Here is a 24,010-nt window from a genome sequence, read left to right on the forward strand (position 1 = left end):
TGACTACTGCCTGATTGATTCGTGTGAGTATAGCAAATTAACGCTTGGCTTGCAGGTAGGCTTGGGCGGTTTGGCGTAGGGCTTCGTCGACGCTGACGGGTGGTGTCCAGCCGAGCAGGTCGCGGGTTTTGCTGATGTCGACTTGCAGGTTGCCGCAGAGGCGTTGGGCGATGGCGCGTTTGCCCACTAGGGTTAACGCGGTTTCTAGCCAGCTTTGGGGGATGGGGAGTAAGCGGGCGGGTTTGCCTAGGGCGTGGCTGAGGCGTTGCAGGAGTTCGGTGGTGGAAAGGTCTTCGCCGTCAGAGACGAGGAAGATTTGGTTGGCGGCTGCGGGGTGGTCGATGCAGGTGGTGATCAGGTCGATGAGGTTGGGCAGGGCGACTAGGCTGCGTTGGTTGCGGATGTTGCCTAGGGGGAGGGGGATGCCACGCGTTACGGTTTTGATGAGTTGTCCGAAGTTGCCGGGGGCGTTTGCGCCGTAAACCAATGGGGGGCGGATAATGACGACTTCCATACCTGTTTCGGTGGCAATTTGGCGTAGACCGATTTCGGCTTCGTGTTTGGAAATGGCATAGGGTTCGGCAGGGGTGGGTAGATCATCGGCGGTGAAGGGTTTAGCGTAGGTTTGGTTGCCATTGACCCCGATAGAGCTGATGAAGATGAAACGGCGTACACCTGCGTTAGCGGCTTGTTGGGCTAGGTTGAGGGTGGCGTAGGTGTTGGTTTCGCGGAAGGCGGCTAGTGGGGCAGTGGCTTGGTCTTTGAGGATGTGGGCACGGGCGGCGAGATGGATGATGGTATCTACCTTGTTAATCGCAGATGTCCAATTAGTAGATGGAAGTAGATCAGAGACAGAGACTTGCTGAATGCCGGGAGAAAAAGCATCGCTAATTTGGCGTATCGCAGCAATGATGGGATAGCCTTTTTGGTGTAAATGTTGGGTGAGGGATGAGCCGATGAATCCTGTCGAGCCAGTTAGTAAGATATTTTTCATGGTTTTTTATGACCAATAACGGATAATAAAAGACAGGAAAGTAGAAATAGAATTTTTTCGGATGGCTTGCGGCGACAGTTATAAGCGTTAAAAGCCAGATAAAAAAAACCGCTACGTGATAGGTCGCACCAACGATTTACAAATGGGTGTGAAGCTAAGCCGCATAAGCGAGCAAGTAACACGGATTGCTCTAGAGCCTTGCCACTAAGAACAAAGCGCATTCGATACAAGAATGCTTTATAGCCAGTGTTGACCCCGACTTGATTATTTTCATGCTGACGGTACAGCATTGACGAGTATTTATCTATGTACCACTTGTAGCTATGAGAGCGTGCGAATGCGTAGATAAACCAATCATGTAGCCAAACAGATGACATGGGTTCTTTGTTGTTGCGGACAAATGTCTGTAGTTCAAGTACAAGTTTTTTAGTCAAAACAAACGTGCAACCCGGTCCCGGTGATTGAAAGAGGTAATCCCATTCAACTTGAGGCTGGGCTTTATTTATTAGTTTTTTTCGTCCATCAGGCCAGAAAGCAGTGAAGTTACTGGAATAGCCATCACAGTCATGTTTAGTCAACATTTGGACGGCTCTGGAAAGTTTATCGGAATGCCAAATGTCGTCTTGGTCGGCGAAGGCGACGTAATCAAAATTAGAAAAATCTACATCTCGAATTAGTCGGAAAAAGTTGGGGGCGGCACTACCGAATTTGCCGATGTCAGGAAGAACAGTGATGTTTGAGTTTTGTTCGGCAAGTTGGTGGCAAAGAAATTCGGTATTATCAGTTGAGGGATCGATGCTTATGTAAATAAAAATGTTAATATTTTCTTGTCGAGAAATAGAATCAACTTGTTCTTTTAACCATGATTTACCATCATATGCAGCTAACAAAACAACAATTTGGGGCTTATTGAAATTATCCATAAAATCTATAAAAAGCTAGATGAAGAAATACAGTGATTGATAAAAATATTGAAAATAACAAGATTCGTGATTGATCATGTTTTTGTTGAAAATAATAAAAAATAAAAGGTATTAAGAAGGCATAATATTTTCCATATGAGTAAGTTGGGATGGATAAAGTAATTAATAATATTGTTAATATAGACGAATATATGCTTACGGAAGGACTAAGACTAATTAATGATGACTCTTTTTTTATCAAAACCGCTTTTAAAGAGATTGAGTAAAGCAATGCAATTAATAGAAAAGCATAAGAAATTGGAGCTTTAATATAAGCTGATGTCATAAAAATTATAGAGGTAAAAGTTATTATTGGTCTTATTATTGGCGATAATTCCGAATTATAACCACCGGAATCGATTACGCTTAATATTGAATATACTTTATTTGTGAAAAGTGTGGAAAAATCGATAAGCAAAGGAAATAGATAAGTTAATAAAATTGAAACTAATAAAGTTAATATGATTCTCGTTATTTTTTTTGAGGCTTTATGATTTATGGTATTTAAAAAATATACATTCGTAATGAAAAATAAAACCACAATTCCATTTCCTACATCTATAACTGTGATTAATGTCAATAATAGTAATTTTATTAAAAATTTATCCCAGAATAAAAAAATAAATAGTGATAACAAAAGTGTTGTTTGTTCATTAGAGTACAAACCAGAAAAATATATTATGCTTGGAAATGGCATAATAGCTATTAACGTTTTTTTTCTTGCTATGTAATCAAGATTAGACAGGGTTTTTTCTTTTTTTAGGAGAAAGAAAAACAATGGGAAGGAAATAATAAGTAACCATAACGTTCTTTTGAGAACATTATGAGTATTATCATAACAATCGGTTATTGTGAAAAATATAGATTTTGGATCATGCTGATATGAGCAACTAGTATCTGTTAAGTGAATCAAAAAAAAATCTAAATTATATTCTTTGTAAAAATCAAGCATTTGCATTGATTTTACTTCAAAGTCTGGTTCATCTCCAGGAACAAATAATATTCTACCAAATAATGAAAAAATAATGAATGCTGTAAAGCTGTATAATCCATATTTCGATGCACTTAGTTTAGAAGAGTTCATTTATATATGTAACCCATTTTTTATTTATCTGTTTAATGACTTCTTGTCTTTCTGTGCTAGTTTTTTCTCGTTGATCTTTTTCGAATACTTCCATAAGACTAATGTCTATTTCTTCATTGCTATTGACAATAAAAATTTCATTGGGGTTTTTTTGATAATTATTAATTATGATTGCCGATGGTATCGGTGTCGAAATTACATTTAAACCAGCTAAGTATGCTTCTATAATTGGTAATCCTAATCCTTCCCATTTTGAAAGGCATATATAGTAGTGTGACTTACAAAGTGTCGCTAAAAAGTCTTTGCGACTCATTGTTCCTAAAATCAATGAGTTATTATCTCCATTCGTTAAGTTATTATTTATTTTTGAATTGTTTATCATTATTATTTTTTTCTTATTTTTCAGTTTTTCAAATAATTCTAGAGTTTCTTGTGGAGCTTTATAAGCCCCATCCCTTAATATTATCAAAGCGTCATAATTTTTTTGTTGGTATTTATAGTAATGGAATTCAGTATCCGTAATAAAAGGAAAACCTATGTCTAATATATCATAACCACATTTTTTGGCTAATATATGATTCGTAAATATTATTTTTTCGCTTTTCAAATAGTTTTTCCATAACATATTACCAATATTTTTGAGCTTGTCAGGATAAAAGCTTAACTCTAAGTCTTGAACAAAATTATACTCGCATGGCCTTAAAAAATTAAAAAGGCAAGTTAAGTGATGTGTGGCTATTCTTTTGCTTCGGATGAAAATGAAATTTACTGATATGGATATATATGAGATATAGTTAAGAATAGAATTAAGTTTTGTTTTTTTATGATTTTTAAGTTTAAGTTTATTTAGATTTAGATTTTTCTGAGAGAATCCTGTTAAAGCAATAACCTCATATCCCTTTGATATGAGTATCTCGCTTAAATAAACAGATATTATGTTCCCGCCAGTATTTGCAAGTCTAGGTATAGCAATGAAGATTTTATTATCCGACTTTGTATTTTTCATAAATTTCTCTTAGTTCAATTGATTCTTCAATGTCAATCCATGAGTTTATCGTCCTGAGTATCATATCTTTTAGGTCATAAGAATCATCATCTGTCTCAATTAGTATGCCAGCTTTTTTTAGATTTTTTAGGTCGTTCAGATAATGAGCAGATAAATTTTTAGGAATGTGAGGTATTATAATCAAGAATGGAATTTTATATTTGATACAGAAATAATACAAAGTATGAGAAAGAGCATCAAATACACAAAGTGTACTTTTGTTTATTTCTGATTGTAATCTTTTAATATTTTTAATATTTTTAATATTTTTATATGCAGAATGAAATCCTGTTGGGTGTGGGTTTAATAAAAAAGGTAAGTGAACTTCTAATAATGCATTATTTATTAAATTTATGTGTGAAGTCACTGAAAATGCACTAGCATATGATGGACATATTGTTTCTAAGAAATCTTCTCTCTGAGAAGAACGGCCTACCCATAAAATTTCGGCAATTGAACCCTTTCTTCTAAACAACTCTCTTGGTTTTACAGTTTTATAGAATCTATCAATTCCCGATATATGCCAGTAATCATAATAATCACTGGCTTTCTTTTCTTCATTCTCTATCCAATAAAAGTCCCATTCTCCATATATTCCTCCATGCATCCTTCCTATTATTTTTGTATTTTGACTAAATAGGTTTATCATTGATGGGTTTTTTATTATTTCAAATAATGACCCGTTGTATTCCTTTATAGAGAGTTTGCTTTCTTGCTTTAATAATAAATCAGAAGGAAATAAAGCAGATATAAGTTGACAATCCACCTCATTTTCAATAGTCTGCATTAGTTTATTTTTAAGGTTTTCTTTTAGAAAAAATGTTTTTTTTCTTTGTTCGTTGTATATTTTTCCAGTCGATGAAAAAAAAAGTGACTTTAATAGTTTTTTGGTTATAGTTAACCCAGCATTTGGAGCCGAGACTTTACCATGTAATGTTAATTTAACTTCATCAAATCTTGATAGATTGCCATATCCATGAATGTCTGTTAACGTTATAATTTTATTAATGGCTATTTCGTTGTTAGAATTAGTTATTTTCTGATGGATCGAACTTATTGGTGATTTTGTTGAGAAAAAATCTTCGGCAATTATAAATCTTTCTTGATTCAATGATTTCGCCAAATTTATTTTTTGTTCTAATGTAAGGTATTTTAAGAATGGCTCTATAAAATATTCATAAGTTATGCTTATAACTTGCTCGGTTGTTTTTATGGCACTGAGCTCAGAAACTTCAATAATTTTTTCTTTTATGCGTTTGTTGTTCATGAGATTTTATATTTCCTAGAAAAAGAAAATTTAAAAAGAAAATTAGCTATCATGGTAATAGCCAGGGCGGTAGGTATTGCCGAATAACTTATATTTACTTTTATAAGTAAAAATGAAGTAACTATAAAAACAATCGGAAGCAGTATATTGCTTATTAATATTTCTTTGTCTTTTCCTTGTGCATACAATTGATAATGGGGCACTAATGCTATATTGTAAAAAAAGGTCATTAAAAGTAATGGTGCTAGCATGTTTTTAGTTTGTTCTAAGTACATTGGTTTTTCAATAAGTGCTAATGCATATGGTGTTGTTATATATGTTAATAAAGAAAGAATAAGTGACCACAAAATAATTTCTTTCTGTAAACTTCTTTTAATTGATAAAAATTCGGCAAACTTTTTTTCTCTAAAAAAGAAAATCATTTGAGGATATTTAAAAGACATAACACCTGCATCTATTATTGTCGATAGAGACATAGCTATCCCGAAAAGTAATGTATAAGCAGCCACGACTTCCAAACCATAGTATGCCTCTAATATATATCGGTCTAATGTGAAAATTATTTTTAAGCTTATTGTTGAAAGTAAGAAAAATGAAGCTACTTTGAATCCATTAATAAGATAACTATTGTTATTTAGTGAAAAACTAGTATAAGCTATTGATTTATTTATAAATAATAAACCAAATACAACAGATGAAAATGATCCCGCTAACCAATAATAAAAAACAGATGACAAATCAAGATTATTTGTATTGTTTAGTGTCGCTGATGTTACTAGTATTGTTATCCAGACCGCTGTCTTTATGTTTAAAAGTAAGCTTGCAATAAGAGGCATTTTTAAAATTATCAATATTCTCATGATATCCTGAGATATATGCTCGCTAACTAAAATCAAATAAAACATAAAAAGAAAACTATAAGGCAGAATATCCAGTATAAATAGCAAGTAATGCAAAGGGAGTGTTATTCCATAAATTATGCATATGGCGGCAATATGATTAAAAAGTACTTTTCCATTGTGCTCTTTATTGTCTAATGTTAATTCTCTTTGTGTATAGGTGTAATAGTCTCCTCCAATTAATAGCGCGCTAAATGTAATAGTGGCTGATAATAATCCAAATAAGCCCACTTCAATGGGCTGAAGCTCTTTTGCTAAAAAGAAAATTAGAACGAACTTGCTTCCGACAGAGCTAAATCTTAGAAATATATTTGATATTTTACTAATTGATAAGATCATATGAGGTCTTAGTATTTTTATAAATACCATGTTTAAGTTTTTTACCTATAATTTCTTTCAGACGTTTAGGTTGTAACCCAAACCCCGGTCTAACACTCCGCACACACTCCTCCGTAATCACTTCCCCCGCCTCCATATCCTTCACAAAATACAACGAGCGCCGAAACTTCACATTTCCCCGTTCGCTGGCTTTCATCCCATAGTCCACTTGCCCCAATGCTTCCCAAGCTGTTTTTGTGTCGCGGCACAAGGCTGCCAATTCCTGCGGCTCTAACGAAAAGCTGTCATCCGGCCCACCACCTTTACGGTCAAGTGTCACATGCTTTTCAATGATGGATGCGCCCAAGGCAATACTGGTAATCGCGGTGGTGTTGTCAATGGTGTGGTCAGAAAGCCCTGTTACCAAACCAAACCGCTGGATCATATCGGGTATGGTTCGCAAGTTGTAATCAGACGCTGGGGCAGGGTAGCCACTGACGCAATGCAGGATGGCTAGTTCTTTACAGCCACCTTCGCGGGCGGCTTCAATGGCTTCCTGAATTTCTTCCGCATTTGCCATACCGGTTGAGATAATCATCGGCTTGCCGGTACTGGCGGCGTATTTGATTAGTGGAAGATCAACGGCTTCAAATGAGGCAATTTTGTAGGCAGGAGCGTTTAAGTCTTCCAGTAAGTCAATCGCCGTATTATCGAAGGGTGAGCTGAAAATGGTAATGCCCAGTTTATGGGCGTAATCGAATAGCGGTTTATGCCAATCCCAAGGCATGTAGGCTTCTGAATAAAGTTGGTACAGTGTTTTTCCATCCCATAAGCCGCCATGTATCTGGAAATCCTCAGAGTCGCAATCTAAGGTAATGGTATCGGGTCTATATGTTTGCAGCTTGACGGCATCCGCTCCAGCCGATTTTGCGACTTCAATAATTTTGAAAGCGTTATTGATGTCACCATTATGGTTGGCAGACATTTCAGCAATAATATAAGGTGGATTTTCAGGGGAGATTTTTCGACTATTAATACATATGGTGTTTTTCATACTTTCAACCTACTTAAACGACTCAATTTTTGATTTCATTACATCTTTTTTTTCAGTCCATTCGGCTTTTAGCAACCCCAGTCTATGAATGTTAATATAGTGATTATCCTTGCAGTATTGTTCGCGAAATATTCCTTCTTCAGAAAAACCAAATTTTTTGTGTAGTTTTATTACTGATGAGTTGAAAGATAAAACTTCACAGTAAAGTTTGTGTAAATTTAAAATATTAAACGCATACTCTAAAGCTAAGAACTCCATCTTTGTTCCAGTGCCTTTGGCAGCTTCTGGTGAAGCATAAAATGCCCATGAGGAGTTGTTATTTTGTTTATTTATATTATTGAAGCCCACTATTCCAGTGGCGACACCTTTTAATTCATATAGAAAGTATTTTTCGGTTTTTGATGATTTTACTTTGTTCCACCAAATTACATGTTCATCTATTGTTATTTCGTGTTGATTATACATGTTAGCACGTATCGTCGGATGGTTTCGCCAAGAAAGCATTAACTCAATTTCGTTTTCTTCTATGTTTCTTAGCAGTCCAAATGTGTTTTGCATATAAATTCTCAGTTTTTTAGAAGAAAGGAGGCTATTCTTTTAGAGCCTGTTCCATTTGTTATTTTACTAGATGTTTCAGAAAGTACTTTTAAGCGATTCGCTAAGTTAATTGAACTAAAAAAGCTTAGTAAATGGCGTTTGATTTCATCAATTTCCTGAGCAATTTCAACTTTATCTTTAAGTAGCTCAGCGGCAAAAATTTGATTTTTTGCCGTTATAAGCATAATTGTTGGCAAACCAAGACAACAGCGTTCCCATGTTGTGCTTCCCGCCGCGCCAATACAGAGGTCACTGTTAGCCATTAACTCAGCCATTTGGGTGACATTAACCCGGACTTCAGTAGACCAAGGCAGTTGTTGGGCTTGTGCTTTAATGCTTTCCAGCCAAGGAGCATGTTCTCCCATGACGATGGTAATGTGGCAATCGTTGGGTAACTGGCTATTTGCTAAAGCAGTGAGGACTTGTCCAGTTACGTTATCTTTGTCCACACCACCCAAAGTAATCAGCAACTGTTTTAACTGTGGCTGTTGGCGGCGTTGCAGGCTGTATTCACGCCATTGGGCAAATTCAGGGCGTAACAGCGCATAGTAAGAGCCAGTAAGGATGGTGCAATGTTCAGGGACAAGTGTCTGATAATCGCGTTCATCACGTCCAAAGGTTTGATCCAGCAGTAAATCGCAATCATGCTGACGGTCTGCCAAATCATCAATCACCATGATTTTTTGGCAATACGGTCTTAGTTGCTCTTCCCAGTCTCTATCCAAAGCATAATGATCTACAATCAACCAAGCAGACTTATCCGCCGTTAGTGATTGGATCGCCGCTATAGTTTGCTCTGCATCTTCATCTGGTGTTGCGCCGAGCCAAGACAGATATTCCTGCCGTGGGTGTTGGCTGGTAAGCGAAGTGTTAGCTTCCTTAGTCGGTAAGGCAACAACACCATGCCCTTTGCTTTGGATTAACGCCAACATATTGCCGCTATGTTCACGGCAAATGAAAGTGCAGTTTGCACCTTCATTTTTTAGCGCATCCGCCAAGGTCAGGCAGCGCATCACATGACCACTGCCTATTTGGATAGAAGCATCGACACGGAAGATAACTACCATATCAGCTATTTTTCTCTATCGCTTTAAACATCAACTCAGCTCTTATCCAATCTTCCTGGGTATCAATGTCTTGAACTAAATGCCTAGGTAAAATAATAGGATATGATTCTGAGGAGAAAATAGGTTTTTCTTCTAGCCAAGCAGTTCTTGCTCCCCAGTAAAATTGCCCCGCATCATGATAGGCTTCTTCCAAATCTTGAGAACGGGTATTGAAATGTTTAGGGGAAAACATTTGTACCATGCTGTTTTGCTGAAACTTGATCGCCCGTTGGATAGGAAAAGCATAACTGGTAACAGAAAAAGCATAATCGGCATCTTGTTGCTGGATTAACGTCAGTCCACTTCTCAACGCATTAGCAGAAATAAATGGTGCGGTTGCGTAAATACAGCATATCCATTCAGGTATAACCTGATTAGCCTCTAACCATTGAATAGCATGTTTGATGACTGGAATCGTCGCAACAAAATCACCCGATAGTCCTTCGGGTCGCATAAAAGGCACTTCTGCGCCTAAACGCAATGCTACTTCAGCAATTTCCTCATCATCGGTAGAAACAATAATTCGCTCAAAACATCCACTTTGCAAAGCTGCTTCAATCGACCAAGCAATCATCGGCTTGCCACAAAAATCCTTGATGTTTTTCCGAGGGATGCGCTTGCTCCCCCCGCGTGCTGGAATAATGGCAATATTCATGCTTGTAAAACCGTTGTGAGAGTCGAGCAAACGGTCTCTTGTTGCTCATCCGTCATTGCAGAGAACATTGGTAGGCTAATCGCTTCCTGATAATACAGTTCTGCTTCAGGGAAATTCCCAGATTCAAACCCCATTGCCTGGTAATAAGGCTGGCGATGCACCGGAATATAGTGCAGATTGACCCCAATGCCTTGTTGACGTAGCGCATCAAACACTTCCCGATGAGTCAATTGAATCGCATCCAGTTGCAGCCGTATCACATACAAATGCAAGCCAGAATAACTATCAGGGTGCTGCCAAGGAAGGGTAAGCGGGAGGTGAGCCAGCAGTTCATTATACCGTTGTGCTAATTCATGCCGCCGTTGTACAAATGGATCCAGTCGCTGCATTTGGCTAAGCCCCAACGCAGCCTGCATATCCGTCATGCGGTAGTTAAAGCCCAAATCAACTTGTTGGTAATACCATGCCCCATCCGATTCATGTGTCATCTGTGCCGGATCGCGGGTAATGCCATGACTGCGTAACAATGCCATCTTTTCCGCCAGTTCGGCATGATTGGTGACAGCAATTCCACCTTCAGCCGTGGTAATAATCTTCACCGGATGAAAGCTAAAAATAGTTATATCACTATAGCGACATGAACCAATAGGCTCATCCTGATATTTGCCACCAATCGCATGGGAGGCATCTTCAATAATCTTAAAACCAAACTCCTGACTTAACTGATGAATCCGCTCCATCTCGCAAGGCTGCCCGCACAGATGAACCGGAATCACCACTTTGGGTAAACGGTTCTGCTGCCGTGCTTGTTCCAGCTTCATCTGTAACTGCTCAACACTTAAATTATAAGTGCGTGGATCTATATCGACAAAATCAACACTTGCCCCACAATACAACGCACAATTGGCACTGGCGACAAACGTAATCGGGCTAGTCCAAACCACATCGCCCTTACCAACCCCTAACGCCAAACAAGCAATATGCAAAGCAGAAGTGGCACTATTCACCGCCACAGCATGTTGTACCCCGCAATAATCACTTACTGCTTGTTCAAAAGCCGGAACAGCAGGCCCTTGGGTGAGGAAGTCAGAACGCAATACATCAACTACTGCCTGAATATCGGCTTCACTAATGTCTTGTCGACCGTAAGGGATAACGTTCATTTAGATATTTCCAATCTTATGCTGATTCTGCTCAATCCATTGTTTGAGCGTGTCAATACCCATCCATTCGGTATTACTATCACTTTCATAAACAAAATTTTCTGATACTTTCACCCCATCTTTAATCCGATTGGGGTCGTTGCTCCAGTTATGAATAGCAGGTAAAATTTTGAAGTGATCAGGGTACTGATAAGTATGATAAGCATCTTCCGCACTAATCATCTGCTCATGCAGTTTTTCGCCGGGGCGAATGCCCATAATGGTTTGCTCTGCATCAGGTGCAACAGCTAGTGCCACATCTGTTACCTTCATTGAAGGAATTTTCTTAACATAGATTTCACCACCTTCCATGTCTTCAAAAGCGTGCCATACCAACTCAACGCCTTGTTCCAATGTAATCATAAAGCGAGTCATGCGTGTGTCGGTGATGGGTAGTTTACCTTGAGCTGCGATAGATAGAAAAAATGGGATAACTGAACCGCGTGAACCCATGACATTCCCATAACGCACGACAGCAAAACGTGTTTGTTTGCCACCGCTGTAAGAGTTACCCGCTACAAACAACTTATCTGAGGCGAGCTTGGTTGCGCCATATAAATTAGCAGGGCTACTGGCTTTGTCAGTAGAAAGTGCAACAACTCGTTTCACGCCTTTATCAATGCAAGCATCAATTAGATTCATTGCACCGTTGATATTCGTTTTTACGCATTCAAAAGGATTATATTCCGCTGTTGGTACAATTTTGGTTGCTGCGGCATGAACAACATAATCAACACCATCCAAAGCACGGTACAAACGATCTTTGTCTCGCACATCTCCAATGAAAAAGCGTACTCGTGGATCATTTTGAAATAGCTTAGCCATTTCCCATTGTTTCATCTCATCGCGGGAGTAGATGATGATTTTTTTGGGATTGTATTTAGCGAGGGTCATCGGGATGAAGGTGTGACCGAAAGAACCAGTACCACCAGTGATGAGAATCGTTTGATTAGTAAGCATCGAATTACCTATTGTTGACTTCTATTGTGAGTGATAACTGGATTTTTTATGTTATCAATCAAAATGTTATCTGTTTGCATATACCATTCCACTGTCTTTTTCAATCCAGTCTGGAATGTTTCTTGTGGGATGTACCCTAATTCGTGGGAAAATTTACGATTATCAATCGCATAACGCCGATCATGCCCCGGTCTATCCGTCACATACGTAATATGCTGCTGATGCGGCACATTCGGCGATTCAGGGAAACGTGCATCCAGCAGTTCACATAGGGCGTGAATCAGGTTGATATTCGCCTGTTCATTATTCCCGCCGATATTATAGGTCTCGCCAATCTGCCCTTTGCGAATAATCAGATCAATCCCACGATTATGGTCATCCACATACAACCAGTCGCGCACCTGCAAGCCATCACCATAAATCGGCACCGCTTGCCCTTGCAGCAAACGTGAAATCGCCAGCGGTATCAACTTTTCGGGGTATTGATAAGGGCCGTAATTATTAGAGCAGTTGCTAGTGGTCGTTTGTAACCCATAAGTATGCTGATACGCCCGCACAATATGATCCGAAGCCGCTTTACTCGCTGCATACGGTGAATTCGGTGCATACGGCGTGGTTTCCGTAAATGCCGGGTCAGTAGGGGAGAGCGTCCCATACACCTCATCCGTTGAGACATGATGAAAACGGTGTGCAAACCCCGGCTTTTCATCCAACCACACTGTTTTAGCCGCTTTCAGCAAACTGTGCGTACCATCAATATTGGTTTTCAGAAAAGCATCCGGCCCGTAAATCGAACGGTCAACGTGTGATTCCGCCGCAAAATGCACGATGGTATCAATGGTTTCCTCACGCAACAGCGTTGTCACCAATCCCTGATCCAGAATATCACCCTGCACAAAGCGAAAATTGCTTTTCCCCTCATGCGCTTGCAGGTTCTCACGCCGCCCCGCATACGTCAGCACATCTAACACCACAATATGCGCATCAGGGTATTGTTCAAGCCAATAATGCACAAAGTTAGTGCCAATAAAGCCAGCCCCACCCGTGACGAGTAAGCGTTGCGGATTGTGTGTTGTTGTCATACGCGAAGCAATCCTGTCAGATAATCGCCATAACCACTTTTCTTCAGCGGTTCAGCTAATTTAAGCAATTGTTCTTGGTCAATAAAGCCCATCCGCCACGCAATTTCTTCCGGGCAAGCAATTTTCAACCCTTGCCGCTCTTCAATCACCCGAATGTAGTTGGATGCATCCAGCAATGACGCATGTGTACCCGTATCCAACCACGCTGTGCCACGTTTGAGCATTTCGACCTGCAATTGACCCGCTTCCAAATACATCTGATTCAGGGTGGTGATCTCTAACTCGCCACGCGGGGAAGGGCGCACTTCACGCGCCATATCCACCACTTGGTTGTCATAGAAATACAACCCAGTCACCGCATAGTTTGAACGTGGTTTAACCGGCTTTTCTTCAATACTGAGAGCTTTGCCGTGCGCATCGAAATCGACGACACCGTAGCGTTCCGGGTCTTTGACATAATAGGCAAACACGGTTGCGCCGTTTTGTTGTTGTGCCACGCTTTGCAGACGCTGTGACAGCCCTTCGCCGTAATAAATATTGTCACCCAAAATCAAAGTGACGGGTGAACTGCCTACAAAGTCAGCCCCGATCAAGAAAGCCTGAGCTAACCCTTCCGGCTTTGGCTGTACCGCATATTTAATATTCAAGCCCCACTGCGAACCATCGGCTAACAGTTGCTGGAATTGAGCAGAGTCTTCCGGCGTGGTGATGATCAAAATATCCCGAATGCCGGATAACATGAGTACGGTTAACGGGTAGTAGATCATCGGTTTGTCATAAATAGGCATGAGCTGTTTACTGACGGCTTTGGTGAGTGGATACAAGCGCGTACCACTGCCACCAGCGAGGATAATGCCTTTACGCTTTAAATTGTTCATAGGTAATTCTTAAACCTTTATGTAGCGGTGTGCTTGTTTCCCAATTCTGAGCATTTAAACGACTGACATCCAATACCTTCCGCATCGTCCCATCCGGCTTACCCGCATCAAATACAATCCGCCCCTCAAACCCCACCACATCCATAATCGTTTCCGCCAGTTTCCGAATCGTCACATCCTGCCCCGTGCCAATATTCAGCAACGACCCCGCATAACCCTGTTCCATCAAAAACACACAGGCATCCGCCAGATCATCCACATACAAAAACTCACGCCGTGGCGTACCCGTCCCCCACACCACCAGTTCCTTATCCCCACGCAATTTCGCCTCATGCGCCTTACGCAACAGGGCAGGCAGGACATGGCTAGTCTCCAGATCATAATTATCATTCGGCCCGTATAAATTGGTCGGCATCACACTTACATACTGCCGCCCATACTGCATGTTATACGCCTCACACAGCTTGATCCCCGCAATCTTCGCAATCGCATACGGCTCATTGGTACATTCCAACGCCCCCGTCAGCAAATACTCTTCCTTAATCGGCTGCGGACAATCACGCGGATAAATGCAACTGCTGCCCAAAAACATCAGCCGTTGCACGCCTGCTCTGTGCGCCCCATGAATCAGATTCGCCTCAATCATCAAATTCTGATAAATGAAATCCGCCCGATAAGTATTATTTGCGTGGATGCCACCCACCTTCGCCGCCGCAATAAAAATATAGTCCGGCTGCTCAACCTGGAGGAACTGCTGCACCGCTGCCTGACTGAGTAAATCCAGTTCCTGCCGCGAACGGGTAATGATATTGGTATAGCCACCCACTTGCAGACGGCGCACCAAAGCACTACCGACCATGCCACGATGCCCGGTGACGAAAATTTTTGCGTTTTTATTCATGAGTTTTTAAGAACACAGTAGCCAGACACGCTACCGCCCTACCTCGTCATTATCAGTATCAAATCAAAAATATAAGATGTAAGCCCGCATCAAGAACGTTACCGCCCTACCTTGTCATGGTCGGCATCAGTAAACGTTGTTGTTAGATGTACCATAGCTTAATGCAATGTGGGGATTATGCCTGTGATGGCGGTCACATTCTAGTCAATTGTGGGGAGTAAAATTCACGTCGAACAGGGCTTCGACTTCGCTCAGCCCACGGATGCCTCGTGGTAGTTCGCGAGTCCACCACTTACCCGCGCCCTGAGCCTGTCGAAGGGCAGGGCTGCGCTTAGTCATTTCCAAACTGGAAAGCTTGTCGAACCACTGTCTCCACTTCATCCAGCACACTATCGGGCAAATGTGCATACTGCTTGCGCCGATGTTTCGAGAGATGTCCGCCATTGCCCCAAGCCATCCGCACCAATGCTGCTATGTCTTTCTTCGGCAAATCAAAACGCTGCTCCAGTGCAGTGGTGGCTTGATCATAGCCATCCAACCAAGCCATTTCCTGAGGCATTTCGACTTCAATCGCTTGCTGCAACATCTGATGCAGAAAGGCTACTTCACGGTCGGCATTAAAAAAACGGTAGCTGCGGCTATCGGCTGCTTTAAGGATGTAAGGCTCAATCTCTGCCCGTCGATAATCCCAAAGCCTTGTGATTGGCTGCGAAAACCCCGTCAGTACTTCATGGTAAGTTGGGATGTTTTGCATAATCACCGCCGAAACCGGCACAATCATATCGGCGGGTAGCTGCGGGTGTCGTGCCAATACCTGATGAAACATAAAACGGTGTAAGCGCCCATTGCCATCCATAAACGGATGCAGGTAAACAAACCCAAACGCCGCGCAAGCTGCCTGCACCAATACATCAACGCCGCGTTGGCTATCATTGGTAAACGCTTCCCAACCTTGCATTAAGTGCTGTAACACAGCGGGTGGTGGGGGGAAATACGTAACCCTGCCCAAACTGTTTTCCAGCCAGTTTTGTCGCCAGCGGTAACTGGCTTCCTGACTGTATACATCCCGTACCACGGCATTTTGCAAAATGACCAGATCATCTTCTATCAGTTGCGGGTATTCACGCACCCGTTGCAATAACTGCACAAACCGTTCTTCTTTCTGGGCGCTGGGTGTCTCTTTCTCAATGGCAAAACTGCTACGGGTTTCCGACAGATACAGATAATGGATAGCCCGTTGATAAACCGCTGCCGAATGCCCTTGGTAAAACAGTTGATGTGCTTGCGCTAACAAACTTTCCAATGTTGCCTTACCAGCCAGCACATCCCGCCTAACAGTGGGGCAAAACTGAGCATTTCCTAGGGCATTATTGGTGATTCGATAGGTTTTGTGTCGCTCCCCATGTTGGGCAGTAAAATAAATGTCGTTGGGAAACAGGTCGATGTATTTACCCGTCGGTGTCGTGGGTGCATCCAGCGAATCCCCGCGTAACCATTCCCACAAAAAACACAAACGTCGGATGCTTTCCCCATTGGGTGTTTGGGCGAGGCGATTCAATAGCTCAGCGGGTTGGATATGCTCAAATGCTGCATCAATCACTTCCAGATTAATGCCTTCATGCTTGATGGCAAATTCTAAATGCCCCAGCGGCGTATCCTGCAACGCGACACCGTGCGGAAACAGCACCTTCCCCTGGGCTTCAGTACGTTGGCTGACTGTTCCCGATACTTGTGCAACCGGTGAGACGGGTTTGACAGCTAACGTTAACTGCTCTACTAAGTATGTGTAACCGACTAAACTCATGCTCAAATCCGAAAAATCTTCAGTGAATCTGGAATTCTATCAGAAACAACTATTTTTTACATTTTTATTTGAATTTATTTCAGAGGGACTGGCATAGCTACCGCCCTACCTTGTCATTATCAGTATCAAATCAAAAGTGAGAATATTTGCGTTTCGCAGCCGTACCAGTGGCACATCCTGTGATACCACCACATATTCCAACAGCGAAGGGATACTGGTGTAGTTATCGAATTTTTCTTTCAGGTCAACCCGCTCGGTGCCATCAGATAGCACCTCCACAATCAAGATGGGGTTTGAAGCAGCTACCACAAAACCCACCCAAACTTCTCCAATCTTTGTCATGTTGGAGAAGTTGTAAGGCACAGACTACCGTTCATCTGTCGATAGCAACATCAAAAACACCCACCCCTAGACACAAAATCTGCTGTATTGCATCCTATTCCTCATGATTATCAGCCACAAAATCCGCCTAGACCCCAACAATAAACAAGCCACGTACTTGGCGAAAGCCGCAGGTACAGCGCGGTTTGCTTACAACTGGGCGTTGGCGGAATGGCAAAGCCAATACGCGGCATGGAAAGACGACAACACCCAGCCCAAACCCAACCAAATGAGTTTGCGTCGCCAATTGAACGCCATTAAACGCGAACAATTCCCGTGGATGCTCGACGTCACCAAAAACGCCCCACAAATGGCAATTATCCAACTGGGGCAAGCGTTCAACAACTTTTTTGCCGGACGTGCCAAGCACCCGCAGTTCAAAAAGAAAGGCAAGAGCCGTGACAGTTTCACCCTCACCAACGATCAATTTTCGCTTGATGCTTCCCGCATCCGCATTCCCAACCTTGGGTTAGCACGGATGCGGGAAACGTTACGCTTTTTCGGCAAAATTCTTTCTGCCACGATTTCCCGCACCGCTGACCAGTGGTTCGCCAGCATCACCGTGGATACGGATCAAAACCACCTCCCGCCTGCCGAAAACCAAGGCACGGTGGGGGTGGATTTGGGCGTATCCGCACTGGCAACGCTGTCAACGGGGGAAAAAGTGGTTGGTGCGAAGCCGCATAAAGTCTTGCTTTCACGCCTACAACGGCTCTCGCGCAGCTTGTCACGCAAAGTCAAGGGCAGTGCCAACCGCCACAAGGCAAAACAAAAACTGGCAAAACTTCACGCACGTATTGCCAATATCCGCCAAGACAGTTTGCACCAACTCACTACGGATTTAACCCGCCGTTTTTACACCATCGGCATTGAAGATTTGAATGTGTCGGGCATGGTGAAAAATCGCCGTTTATCCCGTGCTATCAGTGATATGGGGTTTTTCGAGTTTCGCCGTCAACTGGAATACAAGGCGGGAATGCGTGGAGCGGTGGTCGTGGTGGCTGATCGGTTTTTTGCCTCCAGCAAGACTTGTTCTGCCTCCGGCTGTGGGTACAAAGTGGACAAATTACCACTATCGGTACGCGAATGGACTTGCCCCGTTTGTGGCGCAGTTCATGACCGTGACGTAAATGCTGCCAAGAATTTGCAAGAGTATGCTTCGGCTACGCTCAGCAACCACGCCGTGAGTTCCACGGTGTCTGCCTGTGGAGGGGAAGGCTCTGGTCTTGGGCGTAAGCCGAAGACGAAACCAGCCCCAATGAAGCAGGAATTTAACCGCAAACTTGACCTTGGTTAAGTTTGTATAAGTTTAAAGGAACGGTTAGTGCGTGTATAAAGGTCATCTGGGTTCTCACCACAAGCAGCCATGATGTCGGGGTAATAACCGAAGCGCTGCCATTGGTTGCGGATGACCAGTTTCATGTCAGATTGCCAGACACGGCAACTGTCTTTTAGCTGGGTTTCGATAAACGCACAAAAGGAGGTGGCAATAGTGTTGTGTGTTTCACTCGCTCCCGCCATTGCGTACACCAGTCCATCCACATATTCGCTACGGCTGTCAGCGTCGCGTTCACCCGCCAGATAATCCTCAAACGGGGTGAGGTCATATTTCAGTGCGTGTGCCATCGGTGTTTCCTTCAACTGGATGATGGAATGAGGTTAGCAAGCCCACCACTAAACCGCAAATTCAGAGGGGGAACCTTTAAAAACCCAGTGTATAGCAACGGTTAGCTTTGACCTGTCGGTATTTTATTAAAAAAACACCAACCCATCTCAATTTTTAGCACACCAAGCCACAATTAGGTTGTTTTTCCGCATTTTTGCGGTTTTTTCGGGGATTTCCCCGTCAAATGGGCACAACTCCGCCTTCTTTGAGCGAACAGAGCCGCCGCAGGTTATACACGGTTGCCTTGATACGCCAGCACCAGACACGCTACAGCCCTACCTTATACAGCCGGTATCAGCAAGCCGCATTTGCGCATCAGCAATTCCCGCTATCCATCGGTAATCAGAGCTTCGCAGGCTTGTGAGGGCTTTGATTTTTACGGGCACAACCCCACCCTCTAAGCCCTGAAAGCCTGCCCGAATACCGCCTGACTTTTGCATAACCCAACACCCTGTTGGAAAACTCCAGCGTACCCTCAAGCCTGATTTTCATCCGCTGCGAATGCCTTTAGGTGTCAGGTCGGTACGTTCGTAACCCCAAATGATGGCAGCATAGAAGGACTCCCAATCGCTAATCAGATGCTCACGGAACATCCCGCGCATCTTCTCCCACAATGCAGTACGACTCTGTAAGCGGGCGCGTGCGGCTTGGAAGTACTGGCAGCAGGCTTCCTGTATCTGGTCGATCAGGAAGGCCAACATCATCAGGGTGGCGAACACGGTGGAGAGGTGCTGCTTGCCATGACCATAATTATGTTCGAGGTTGTAACCGAGGTTTTTAAGGGTGTTAAAGGTTTCGTTCTCCACCTTCCAGCGGGAACGGCCTGCGCGTACCACATCCGCCACGTTGTCGGCGGTGAGGGGGATGTCAGTCACGCAGTCATAGATAAAGGTTGTACCGTCGGGGCGTTCCTCCCAATAGTCGATGTAGTTGACCCGCACGTCTTGGTTGGCATGATTGAGCGGGATGTCGTTGGCATAACGGTAGCCACACCGTAACTTTTTGCTTGTCGTACCTGCCAATTCTTGGGTACTGCCATTGGCTAACCCGTCCAATACGGTGTTCAGCAATAGGCTGCTACTACGGGCTTTGGCGGTAATGATAAAGCTGTAACCGTTTGATTTCAGAAGACGGATGTGCGGTGCATTGCAGGACAGGGCATCTTGCAGCAGGATCATCTCCATGCGCGGGAAGTCTTGGCGCAACTGGGGGATGAGCCGTTTAGAGGCATTGTGTTCGCAATCATTTTTCTTGCTGCCATCCTGCTTGGTGATGGCCTCTGGGAAAAAGGGTAATACGGTATTCTTGTCAGGGTGAACCAGCACTGCCGCCAGCATCTGGTGGTAATACGCCTCACGTCCGTCCTTGTGTGTCTTAATGCAACAATCCGGGCAAGAGATAGCCCCAGAGCTAAAAATACCTGTTCCATCAATACTGACTAAATACTTTCCTAGAAAACGGTAGCCTTCCAGTATGCCTTGCCGTTGCAGCTCCTGATGGATGGCGCGAAACACCGGGCGCAGACGCTGCGGTTTTACCCCGTCCAATACCGTGCGCATTTGGCTGTCACAGGGAGCATCGGGGATGCCAAACAGGGTTTTCAGGTTGTGCCGCCGCGCCTTGTCCCCGCGCTGTTTGTCAAACTGCAACAGTGAGCCGTCTTTCAACGAAAATAGGGCAAGCCCTGACATCAACACGTCAACCAAGGGATAGTCGGGTTTGGTTTTACGGTGCTCAGTGACTTCGCTGAAACAGCCACGCACACGTTCCAGCAATCCGGGGGCTGAGAGAGTCTTGCGTAGCTTCAGGCTACCAACAGGAGGCAGGGCAGGTGGTTTTGCAGGCATTTCGTTGCACAGTGACTCGTTTTACAAGACCATGATTATACAGTCATTTTAAGATCGGCGGGAATTGCTGTTTGCGCATAGCATCCATTATATTTTAACCAACTCACTTCTGTGTGACAAGGCTCACACTTTATGAATAAGAATACATTATAATATAAAGCTAAAATATTATGGTGAGGATGTTCAATGAACCCCAAGTTGATCGCATGTATGGTATTAATCATGGCCTTGTTACCATTCACTGCACAAGCAAATGTTACACCAATAGCGACACCACAAGCCGTTATAGTGGATGAAGATACAGCAATCCCCATTAGCTTGATAGCTTCTGATACAGATACAGATGAAAAACTATTAACGTATAAGATCACGCTTCAGCCTAGCACGGGTGTCGTGTCACAACTAAAATCAGGTAGTAAACAATTAATTTATACGCCATCCGCAAATTTTTCAGGAACCGACAGTTTTTACTTTCAAGTCAGTGATGGCAGATTAATTTCTAAGACAGCAAAAGTATCCATCACTGTGAACCCTGTGAACGATGCTCCTGTTGTACCTAGTGTGACTACATTGAGTACAGAGGAGGATGCGGCTAAGTCAATGACGTTCAGCGGAACAGATATTGAGCGTGATACCTTAAGTTATGTTATTCACACTAAAGCCGCGCATGGGCAAGCTATTATTCAGGGGGGGAAAGTTACTTACACGCCAGAACCCAATTTTTTCGGTACAGACAGTTTTACTTACACGGCTTTTGATGGCAAAAATTATTCTGCACCGGGACACATTAACGTGACGGTAATCCCCGTGAATGATGCACCAATTGGACAACCACAAACCGTAACGCTTCCGGCTAGTCAACCTAGTATTATTACTTTGCAGGCAACAGATCCAGACAATGATAAGTTAAGTTATCAATTAGCAAATTCACCCAATCCAAAAGGCAGTTTGGGAACTATGAATGGCAGCCAAGTTATCTACACGCCTAAAGCCGGTCTTAGTGTGGACAGTTTTGGATTTACTGCACACGATGGAATAGTTGCATCGCTGCCAGCACTGGTAACGATAAACATACAATCGGCATTGACTACTGTTACAGATCCTAGCTTATTACAATGTTTGAAAAATATTGCACCAACCGCAGCCGATCAACAAACATTGGTAACATTTAGCTGCAATGATTTAGATCTTTCTAATGCTGATTTAACACAGCTAACATATCTTCCTAATCTGCGTAACCTTGATTTGTCGAACACTAAATTGACGAGTATTAACGGTCTATCTGACTTAAAGCAACTAACCAAATTAAATCTAGGCTCTAATTATATTGAAAATATTAGTGCATTGTCAGATATGCAGCAATTGCAAATCTTGAATTTGGGTTTCAATGAAATTAGTGACATTACTCCTTTGTCAAATATGAACAGTCTACAAGAGCTTTACTTGGATGCTAATAAGTTAAGTAATTTGAGTGCACTATCAAATAAAAAATCACTACTAAAGCTTTATTTGGATGATAATCAAGTTAATTCTATTGCTGAGTTATCAGCCTTGACAAATTTGACACACTTAGGTTTGAGCTATAACCAAATTAATTCTATTAGTGCTTTATCTAAATTGAAACGACTTCAGTCATTAGCATTAGAAGCTAATGATTTATCAAATATTTCTGCACTAGCAGAATTTGTGAATTTACAATCACTTTATTTAAGTGGAAACTTGCTAACGGATATTAGTCCGTTAACTTATCTTGTAAACATGAAGACGTTGGAATTGAGCTTTAATCAAATCACCAATGTTATTTTTTTGCAAAATATGGTCAGCCTGATTAACTTGACGCTAGATTTTAATAATCTTACTGAAGTTACTGGTTTGACAAATTTGATGAGTTTACAACATATTGATTTGGAGAATAATGCGTTAAATACCATTAGTGGTTTGCAAAATCTAAGTGCAGTGAATGGTTTATTGCAATTAAGTCATAACCAGTTGTTAGATGAAGATATTATATTGCTTGCGTCCATGCGTAATAGCTATAGCCTACGTTTAGAAGATAACTGTTTAGTGAATATTTCATTACCTGAAACTATTCAGGTTTATGGTAAGTCTTGGCAGTTTCCAGGCTCAAAGTGTGGGGGCATTGCGCCTGTGGCTATTGGTAAAACAGTAGAGGTTTATCCTAACACTGCAACAATAATTACCTTGGATGCTTATGATCCTAATGATAAAACCATGATTTTTCAATTGGATAGTATTGCGGTTAATGGTGGAGTGCTAAGTGCTTCTATTGGAAAATTAGCAAGCAATCAGATAATATTTTTCCCTAATCCCGATCACTTGAAGAGTGCGGGTAATTTCACCTTCTCAGTTACAAATAGTGATGGTGAAAAGTCACAAAAAGTTACCGTGCAATTGCGTGTAATTCCTCCGATTCTGGAGACTTGCTTTGGTAAAAATATTCCTAGTGATGAGGATTTGTTAAAATTACAATCTTTGAGCTGTGAGAATAAAGGTAACAATGTTACGGATATTAGTGCATTGCCTATGTTTTTGCCTAACTTGACGCATCTATCGTTAGGAGGCAATGCTATTAGTGACTATTCAACGTTGTTAGATTTTCCTGAATTGATAGGTTTGTCTTTAAAAGGTAATGTGTTAGATGCTACAGCATTACAAATTATCGCTCAGTTATCAAAACTTAGTATTCTCAGTTTAGAGAAAAGTCAGTTGAATGACTTAGATATTAATTTTTTGGCTGGGTTGACCAATCTAACTCAATTGTATTTGGGTGGTAATAAAATTACTAATATTAATCCGTTAAGTCAATTAAAACGTTTGGATGTCTTGACATTGGATAATAATTTTATTGGTGATTTAACGCCTTTGGCGTCGTTAACGAGTATTCGTACTTTGAGTTTGAATAATAATGGATTAAGTAAAAATCAAGCGCTTAATTTGGCTGTTTTGTCAAAATTGCAAGCGTTAATTTATTTTGAGATTGACAATAACGGATTGACGAGTATTAATGGTTTGGAAAATCTAACAAACTTGAGTGTACTAACGGTTCGTTATAATCGCTTAGCGACAGTCAATAACTTGAAGGTATTTCCGCAGGCTATGACTTTGCATCTGCAAGGAAATTGTCTCAGTGATTCAGATTTATTCGGTTGGCCAAGTAATATCAGTCTTATTGGTAGCAATAGTAGTAATCAACGCAGTTTGTTTAATAATCAGTGTCCTGTTTATCCGCAATATATATCAGCAATTGCAGGCGTTTGGGATAAGTCTCACTAGACGATCGTGAAAGG

22 protein-coding genes are annotated in these 24,010 nt (G+C 42.1%); 3 read left to right on the top strand and 19 right to left on the bottom strand.

The window, feature by feature from the left end; all coding sequences use genetic code 11:
• Positions 1 to 37: 37 nt before the first annotated feature.
• From HMY34_RS14805 to HMY34_RS14885, 17 genes are all read right to left on the bottom strand, one after another.
• The gene (locus HMY34_RS14805; RefSeq protein ID WP_202716221.1) at positions 38 to 994 is read right to left on the bottom strand and encodes a UDP-glucose 4-epimerase family protein; all 957 of its coding nucleotides are present in this window, start codon (positions 992 to 994) and stop codon (positions 38 to 40) included.
• Entirely contained in the window at positions 991 to 1,917 is a 927-nt protein-coding gene (locus HMY34_RS14810) for a glycosyltransferase (RefSeq protein ID WP_202716222.1), read from the bottom strand. Before HMY34_RS14810 ends, HMY34_RS14805 begins: the two co-directional genes overlap by 4 nt.
• Entirely contained in the window at positions 1,910 to 3,040 is a 1,131-nt protein-coding gene (locus HMY34_RS14815; RefSeq protein WP_202716223.1) for a hypothetical protein, read from the bottom strand. Before HMY34_RS14815 ends, HMY34_RS14810 begins: the two co-directional genes overlap by 8 nt.
• Positions 3,027 to 4,046, bottom strand: coding sequence for a glycosyltransferase (locus HMY34_RS14820; protein ID WP_202716224.1), 1,020 nt, complete (start codon positions 4,044 to 4,046; stop codon positions 3,027 to 3,029). Before HMY34_RS14820 ends, HMY34_RS14815 begins: the two co-directional genes overlap by 14 nt.
• Complete coding sequence (locus HMY34_RS14825) at positions 4,024 to 5,352, bottom strand: hypothetical protein (protein WP_202716225.1); 1,329 nt, start codon at positions 5,350 to 5,352, stop codon at positions 4,024 to 4,026. The genes HMY34_RS14820 and HMY34_RS14825 overlap by 23 nt, the downstream gene beginning before the upstream one ends.
• Positions 5,349 to 6,620, bottom strand: a complete 1,272-nt coding sequence (locus HMY34_RS14830) for an oligosaccharide flippase family protein (RefSeq protein ID WP_202716226.1) — start codon at positions 6,618 to 6,620, stop codon at positions 5,349 to 5,351. The genes HMY34_RS14825 and HMY34_RS14830 overlap by 4 nt, the downstream gene beginning before the upstream one ends.
• Positions 6,574 to 7,623 carry a pseudaminic acid synthase gene (gene pseI, locus HMY34_RS14835; RefSeq protein ID WP_202716227.1) on the bottom strand — a complete coding sequence of 350 codons (1,050 nt, stop codon included), beginning with the start codon at positions 7,621 to 7,623 and terminating at the stop codon, positions 6,574 to 6,576. Before pseI ends, HMY34_RS14830 begins: the two co-directional genes overlap by 47 nt.
• Before the next feature lie 9 nt (positions 7,624 to 7,632).
• On the bottom strand, positions 7,633 to 8,181 hold the full coding sequence (pseH, locus tag HMY34_RS14840) for a UDP-4-amino-4,6-dideoxy-N-acetyl-beta-L-altrosamine N-acetyltransferase (RefSeq protein ID WP_202716228.1): 549 nt from the start codon (positions 8,179 to 8,181) through the stop codon (positions 7,633 to 7,635).
• An 8-nt stretch (positions 8,182 to 8,189) separates the two neighbouring features.
• Positions 8,190 to 9,287: a UDP-2,4-diacetamido-2,4,6-trideoxy-beta-L-altropyranose hydrolase gene (pseG, locus tag HMY34_RS14845; protein WP_202716229.1), complete on the bottom strand. Its 1,098-nt coding sequence runs from the start codon at positions 9,285 to 9,287 to the stop codon at positions 8,190 to 8,192.
• Position 9,288: 1 nt separating this feature from the next.
• Positions 9,289 to 9,981 (bottom strand): pseudaminic acid cytidylyltransferase, encoded by a 693-nt coding sequence (gene pseF / locus HMY34_RS14850; protein WP_202716230.1) that lies wholly within the window; start codon positions 9,979 to 9,981, stop codon positions 9,289 to 9,291.
• The gene (gene pseC, locus HMY34_RS14855; protein ID WP_202716231.1) at positions 9,978 to 11,144 is read right to left on the bottom strand and encodes a UDP-4-amino-4,6-dideoxy-N-acetyl-beta-L-altrosamine transaminase; all 1,167 of its coding nucleotides are present in this window, start codon (positions 11,142 to 11,144) and stop codon (positions 9,978 to 9,980) included. The genes pseF and pseC overlap by 4 nt, the downstream gene beginning before the upstream one ends.
• Positions 11,145 to 12,143 (bottom strand): UDP-N-acetylglucosamine 4,6-dehydratase (inverting), encoded by a 999-nt coding sequence (pseB, locus tag HMY34_RS14860; RefSeq protein WP_202716232.1) that lies wholly within the window; start codon positions 12,141 to 12,143, stop codon positions 11,145 to 11,147.
• 8 nt (positions 12,144 to 12,151) lie between these two features.
• Entirely contained in the window at positions 12,152 to 13,225 is a 1,074-nt protein-coding gene (rfbB, locus tag HMY34_RS14865; RefSeq protein ID WP_202716233.1) for a dTDP-glucose 4,6-dehydratase, read from the bottom strand.
• Positions 13,222 to 14,103 (bottom strand): glucose-1-phosphate thymidylyltransferase RfbA, encoded by an 882-nt coding sequence (gene rfbA / locus HMY34_RS14870; protein ID WP_202716234.1) that lies wholly within the window; start codon positions 14,101 to 14,103, stop codon positions 13,222 to 13,224. The genes rfbB and rfbA overlap by 4 nt, the downstream gene beginning before the upstream one ends.
• Positions 14,084 to 15,004, bottom strand: coding sequence for a GDP-L-fucose synthase family protein (locus HMY34_RS14875; RefSeq protein WP_202716235.1), 921 nt, complete (start codon positions 15,002 to 15,004; stop codon positions 14,084 to 14,086). The genes rfbA and HMY34_RS14875 overlap by 20 nt, the downstream gene beginning before the upstream one ends.
• Before the next feature lie 331 nt (positions 15,005 to 15,335).
• A complete protein-coding gene (locus HMY34_RS14880) occupies positions 15,336 to 16,808 on the bottom strand; it encodes a Fic family protein (RefSeq protein WP_202716236.1) in 1,473 nt (490 codons plus the stop codon).
• A 105-nt stretch (positions 16,809 to 16,913) separates the two neighbouring features.
• Positions 16,914 to 17,150: a Uma2 family endonuclease gene (locus HMY34_RS14885; RefSeq protein WP_228287873.1), complete on the bottom strand. Its 237-nt coding sequence runs from the start codon at positions 17,148 to 17,150 to the stop codon at positions 16,914 to 16,916.
• Positions 17,151 to 17,253: 103 nt separating this feature from the next.
• Here HMY34_RS14885 and HMY34_RS14890 point away from each other — a divergent pair, with 103 nt between their 5' ends.
• A complete protein-coding gene (locus tag HMY34_RS14890) occupies positions 17,254 to 18,486 on the top strand; it encodes an RNA-guided endonuclease InsQ/TnpB family protein (RefSeq protein ID WP_202716237.1) in 1,233 nt (410 codons plus the stop codon).
• Here HMY34_RS14890 and HMY34_RS14895 read toward each other — a convergent pair.
• Positions 18,483 to 18,815: a Uma2 family endonuclease gene (locus HMY34_RS14895; protein ID WP_228287874.1), complete on the bottom strand. Its 333-nt coding sequence runs from the start codon at positions 18,813 to 18,815 to the stop codon at positions 18,483 to 18,485. The two genes, HMY34_RS14890 and HMY34_RS14895, sit on opposite strands and share 4 nt — an antisense overlap.
• A 224-nt stretch (positions 18,816 to 19,039) precedes the next feature.
• On the opposite strand from HMY34_RS14895, the gene HMY34_RS14900 reads away from it, so the two are divergent.
• Positions 19,040 to 19,219, top strand: coding sequence for a hypothetical protein (locus tag HMY34_RS14900; protein ID WP_202716238.1), 180 nt, complete (start codon positions 19,040 to 19,042; stop codon positions 19,217 to 19,219).
• 124 nt (positions 19,220 to 19,343) lie between these two features.
• Here HMY34_RS14900 and HMY34_RS14905 read toward each other — a convergent pair whose 3' ends face one another.
• The gene (locus HMY34_RS14905; protein WP_202716239.1) at positions 19,344 to 20,702 is read right to left on the bottom strand and encodes a transposase; all 1,359 of its coding nucleotides are present in this window, start codon (positions 20,700 to 20,702) and stop codon (positions 19,344 to 19,346) included.
• Between the two features lie 186 nt (positions 20,703 to 20,888).
• Between HMY34_RS14905 and HMY34_RS14910 the strand changes: the two genes are divergently transcribed.
• The gene (locus HMY34_RS14910) at positions 20,889 to 23,996 is read left to right on the top strand and encodes a leucine-rich repeat domain-containing protein (protein WP_202716240.1); all 3,108 of its coding nucleotides are present in this window, start codon (positions 20,889 to 20,891) and stop codon (positions 23,994 to 23,996) included.
• Positions 23,997 to 24,010: the final 14 nt, after the last annotated feature.

This window comes from Thiothrix subterranea (genome assembly GCF_016772315.1).
Taxonomy (GTDB): Bacteria; Pseudomonadota; Gammaproteobacteria; order Thiotrichales; family Thiotrichaceae; genus Thiothrix; species Thiothrix subterranea.

Bases quoted from the DNA above. Each gene is read 5' to 3' on its own strand.
- rfbB (WP_202716233.1), bottom strand. From the start codon at position 13,225: ATGACAACAACACACAATCCGCAACGCTTACTCGTCACGGGTGGGGCT.
- HMY34_RS14905 (WP_202716239.1), bottom strand. From the start codon at position 20,702: ATGCCTGCAAAACCACCTGCCCTGCCTCCTGTTGGTAGCCTGAAGCTA.
- HMY34_RS14830 (WP_202716226.1), bottom strand. From the start codon at position 6,620: ATGGTATTTATAAAAATACTAAGACCTCATATGATCTTATCAATTAGT.
- HMY34_RS14815 (WP_202716223.1), bottom strand. From the start codon at position 3,040: ATGAACTCTTCTAAACTAAGTGCATCGAAATATGGATTATACAGCTTT.
- HMY34_RS14820 (WP_202716224.1), bottom strand. From the start codon at position 4,046: ATGAAAAATACAAAGTCGGATAATAAAATCTTCATTGCTATACCTAGA.
- pseG (WP_202716229.1), bottom strand. From the start codon at position 9,287: ATGGTAGTTATCTTCCGTGTCGATGCTTCTATCCAAATAGGCAGTGGT.
- pseH (WP_202716228.1), bottom strand. From the start codon at position 8,181: ATGCAAAACACATTTGGACTGCTAAGAAACATAGAAGAAAACGAAATT.
- HMY34_RS14885 (WP_228287873.1), bottom strand. From the start codon at position 17,150: ATGACAAAGATTGGAGAAGTTTGGGTGGGTTTTGTGGTAGCTGCTTCA.
- HMY34_RS14825 (WP_202716225.1), bottom strand. From the start codon at position 5,352: ATGAACAACAAACGCATAAAAGAAAAAATTATTGAAGTTTCTGAGCTC.
- rfbA (WP_202716234.1), bottom strand. From the start codon at position 14,103: ATGAACAATTTAAAGCGTAAAGGCATTATCCTCGCTGGTGGCAGTGGT.
- HMY34_RS14895 (WP_228287874.1), bottom strand. From the start codon at position 18,815: ATGGCACACGCACTGAAATATGACCTCACCCCGTTTGAGGATTATCTG.
- HMY34_RS14805 (WP_202716221.1), bottom strand. From the start codon at position 994: ATGAAAAATATCTTACTAACTGGCTCGACAGGATTCATCGGCTCATCC.
- HMY34_RS14880 (WP_202716236.1), bottom strand. From the start codon at position 16,808: ATGAGTTTAGTCGGTTACACATACTTAGTAGAGCAGTTAACGTTAGCT.
- HMY34_RS14910 (WP_202716240.1), top strand. From the start codon at position 20,889: ATGAACCCCAAGTTGATCGCATGTATGGTATTAATCATGGCCTTGTTA.
- HMY34_RS14890 (WP_202716237.1), top strand. From the start codon at position 17,254: ATGATTATCAGCCACAAAATCCGCCTAGACCCCAACAATAAACAAGCC.
- pseB (WP_202716232.1), bottom strand. From the start codon at position 12,143: ATGCTTACTAATCAAACGATTCTCATCACTGGTGGTACTGGTTCTTTC.
- pseI (WP_202716227.1), bottom strand. From the start codon at position 7,623: ATGAAAAACACCATATGTATTAATAGTCGAAAAATCTCCCCTGAAAAT.
- pseF (WP_202716230.1), bottom strand. From the start codon at position 9,981: ATGAATATTGCCATTATTCCAGCACGCGGGGGGAGCAAGCGCATCCCT.
- pseC (WP_202716231.1), bottom strand. From the start codon at position 11,144: ATGAACGTTATCCCTTACGGTCGACAAGACATTAGTGAAGCCGATATT.
- HMY34_RS14875 (WP_202716235.1), bottom strand. From the start codon at position 15,004: ATGAATAAAAACGCAAAAATTTTCGTCACCGGGCATCGTGGCATGGTC.
- HMY34_RS14900 (WP_202716238.1), top strand. From the start codon at position 19,040: ATGGGCACAACTCCGCCTTCTTTGAGCGAACAGAGCCGCCGCAGGTTA.
- HMY34_RS14810 (WP_202716222.1), bottom strand. From the start codon at position 1,917: ATGGATAATTTCAATAAGCCCCAAATTGTTGTTTTGTTAGCTGCATAT.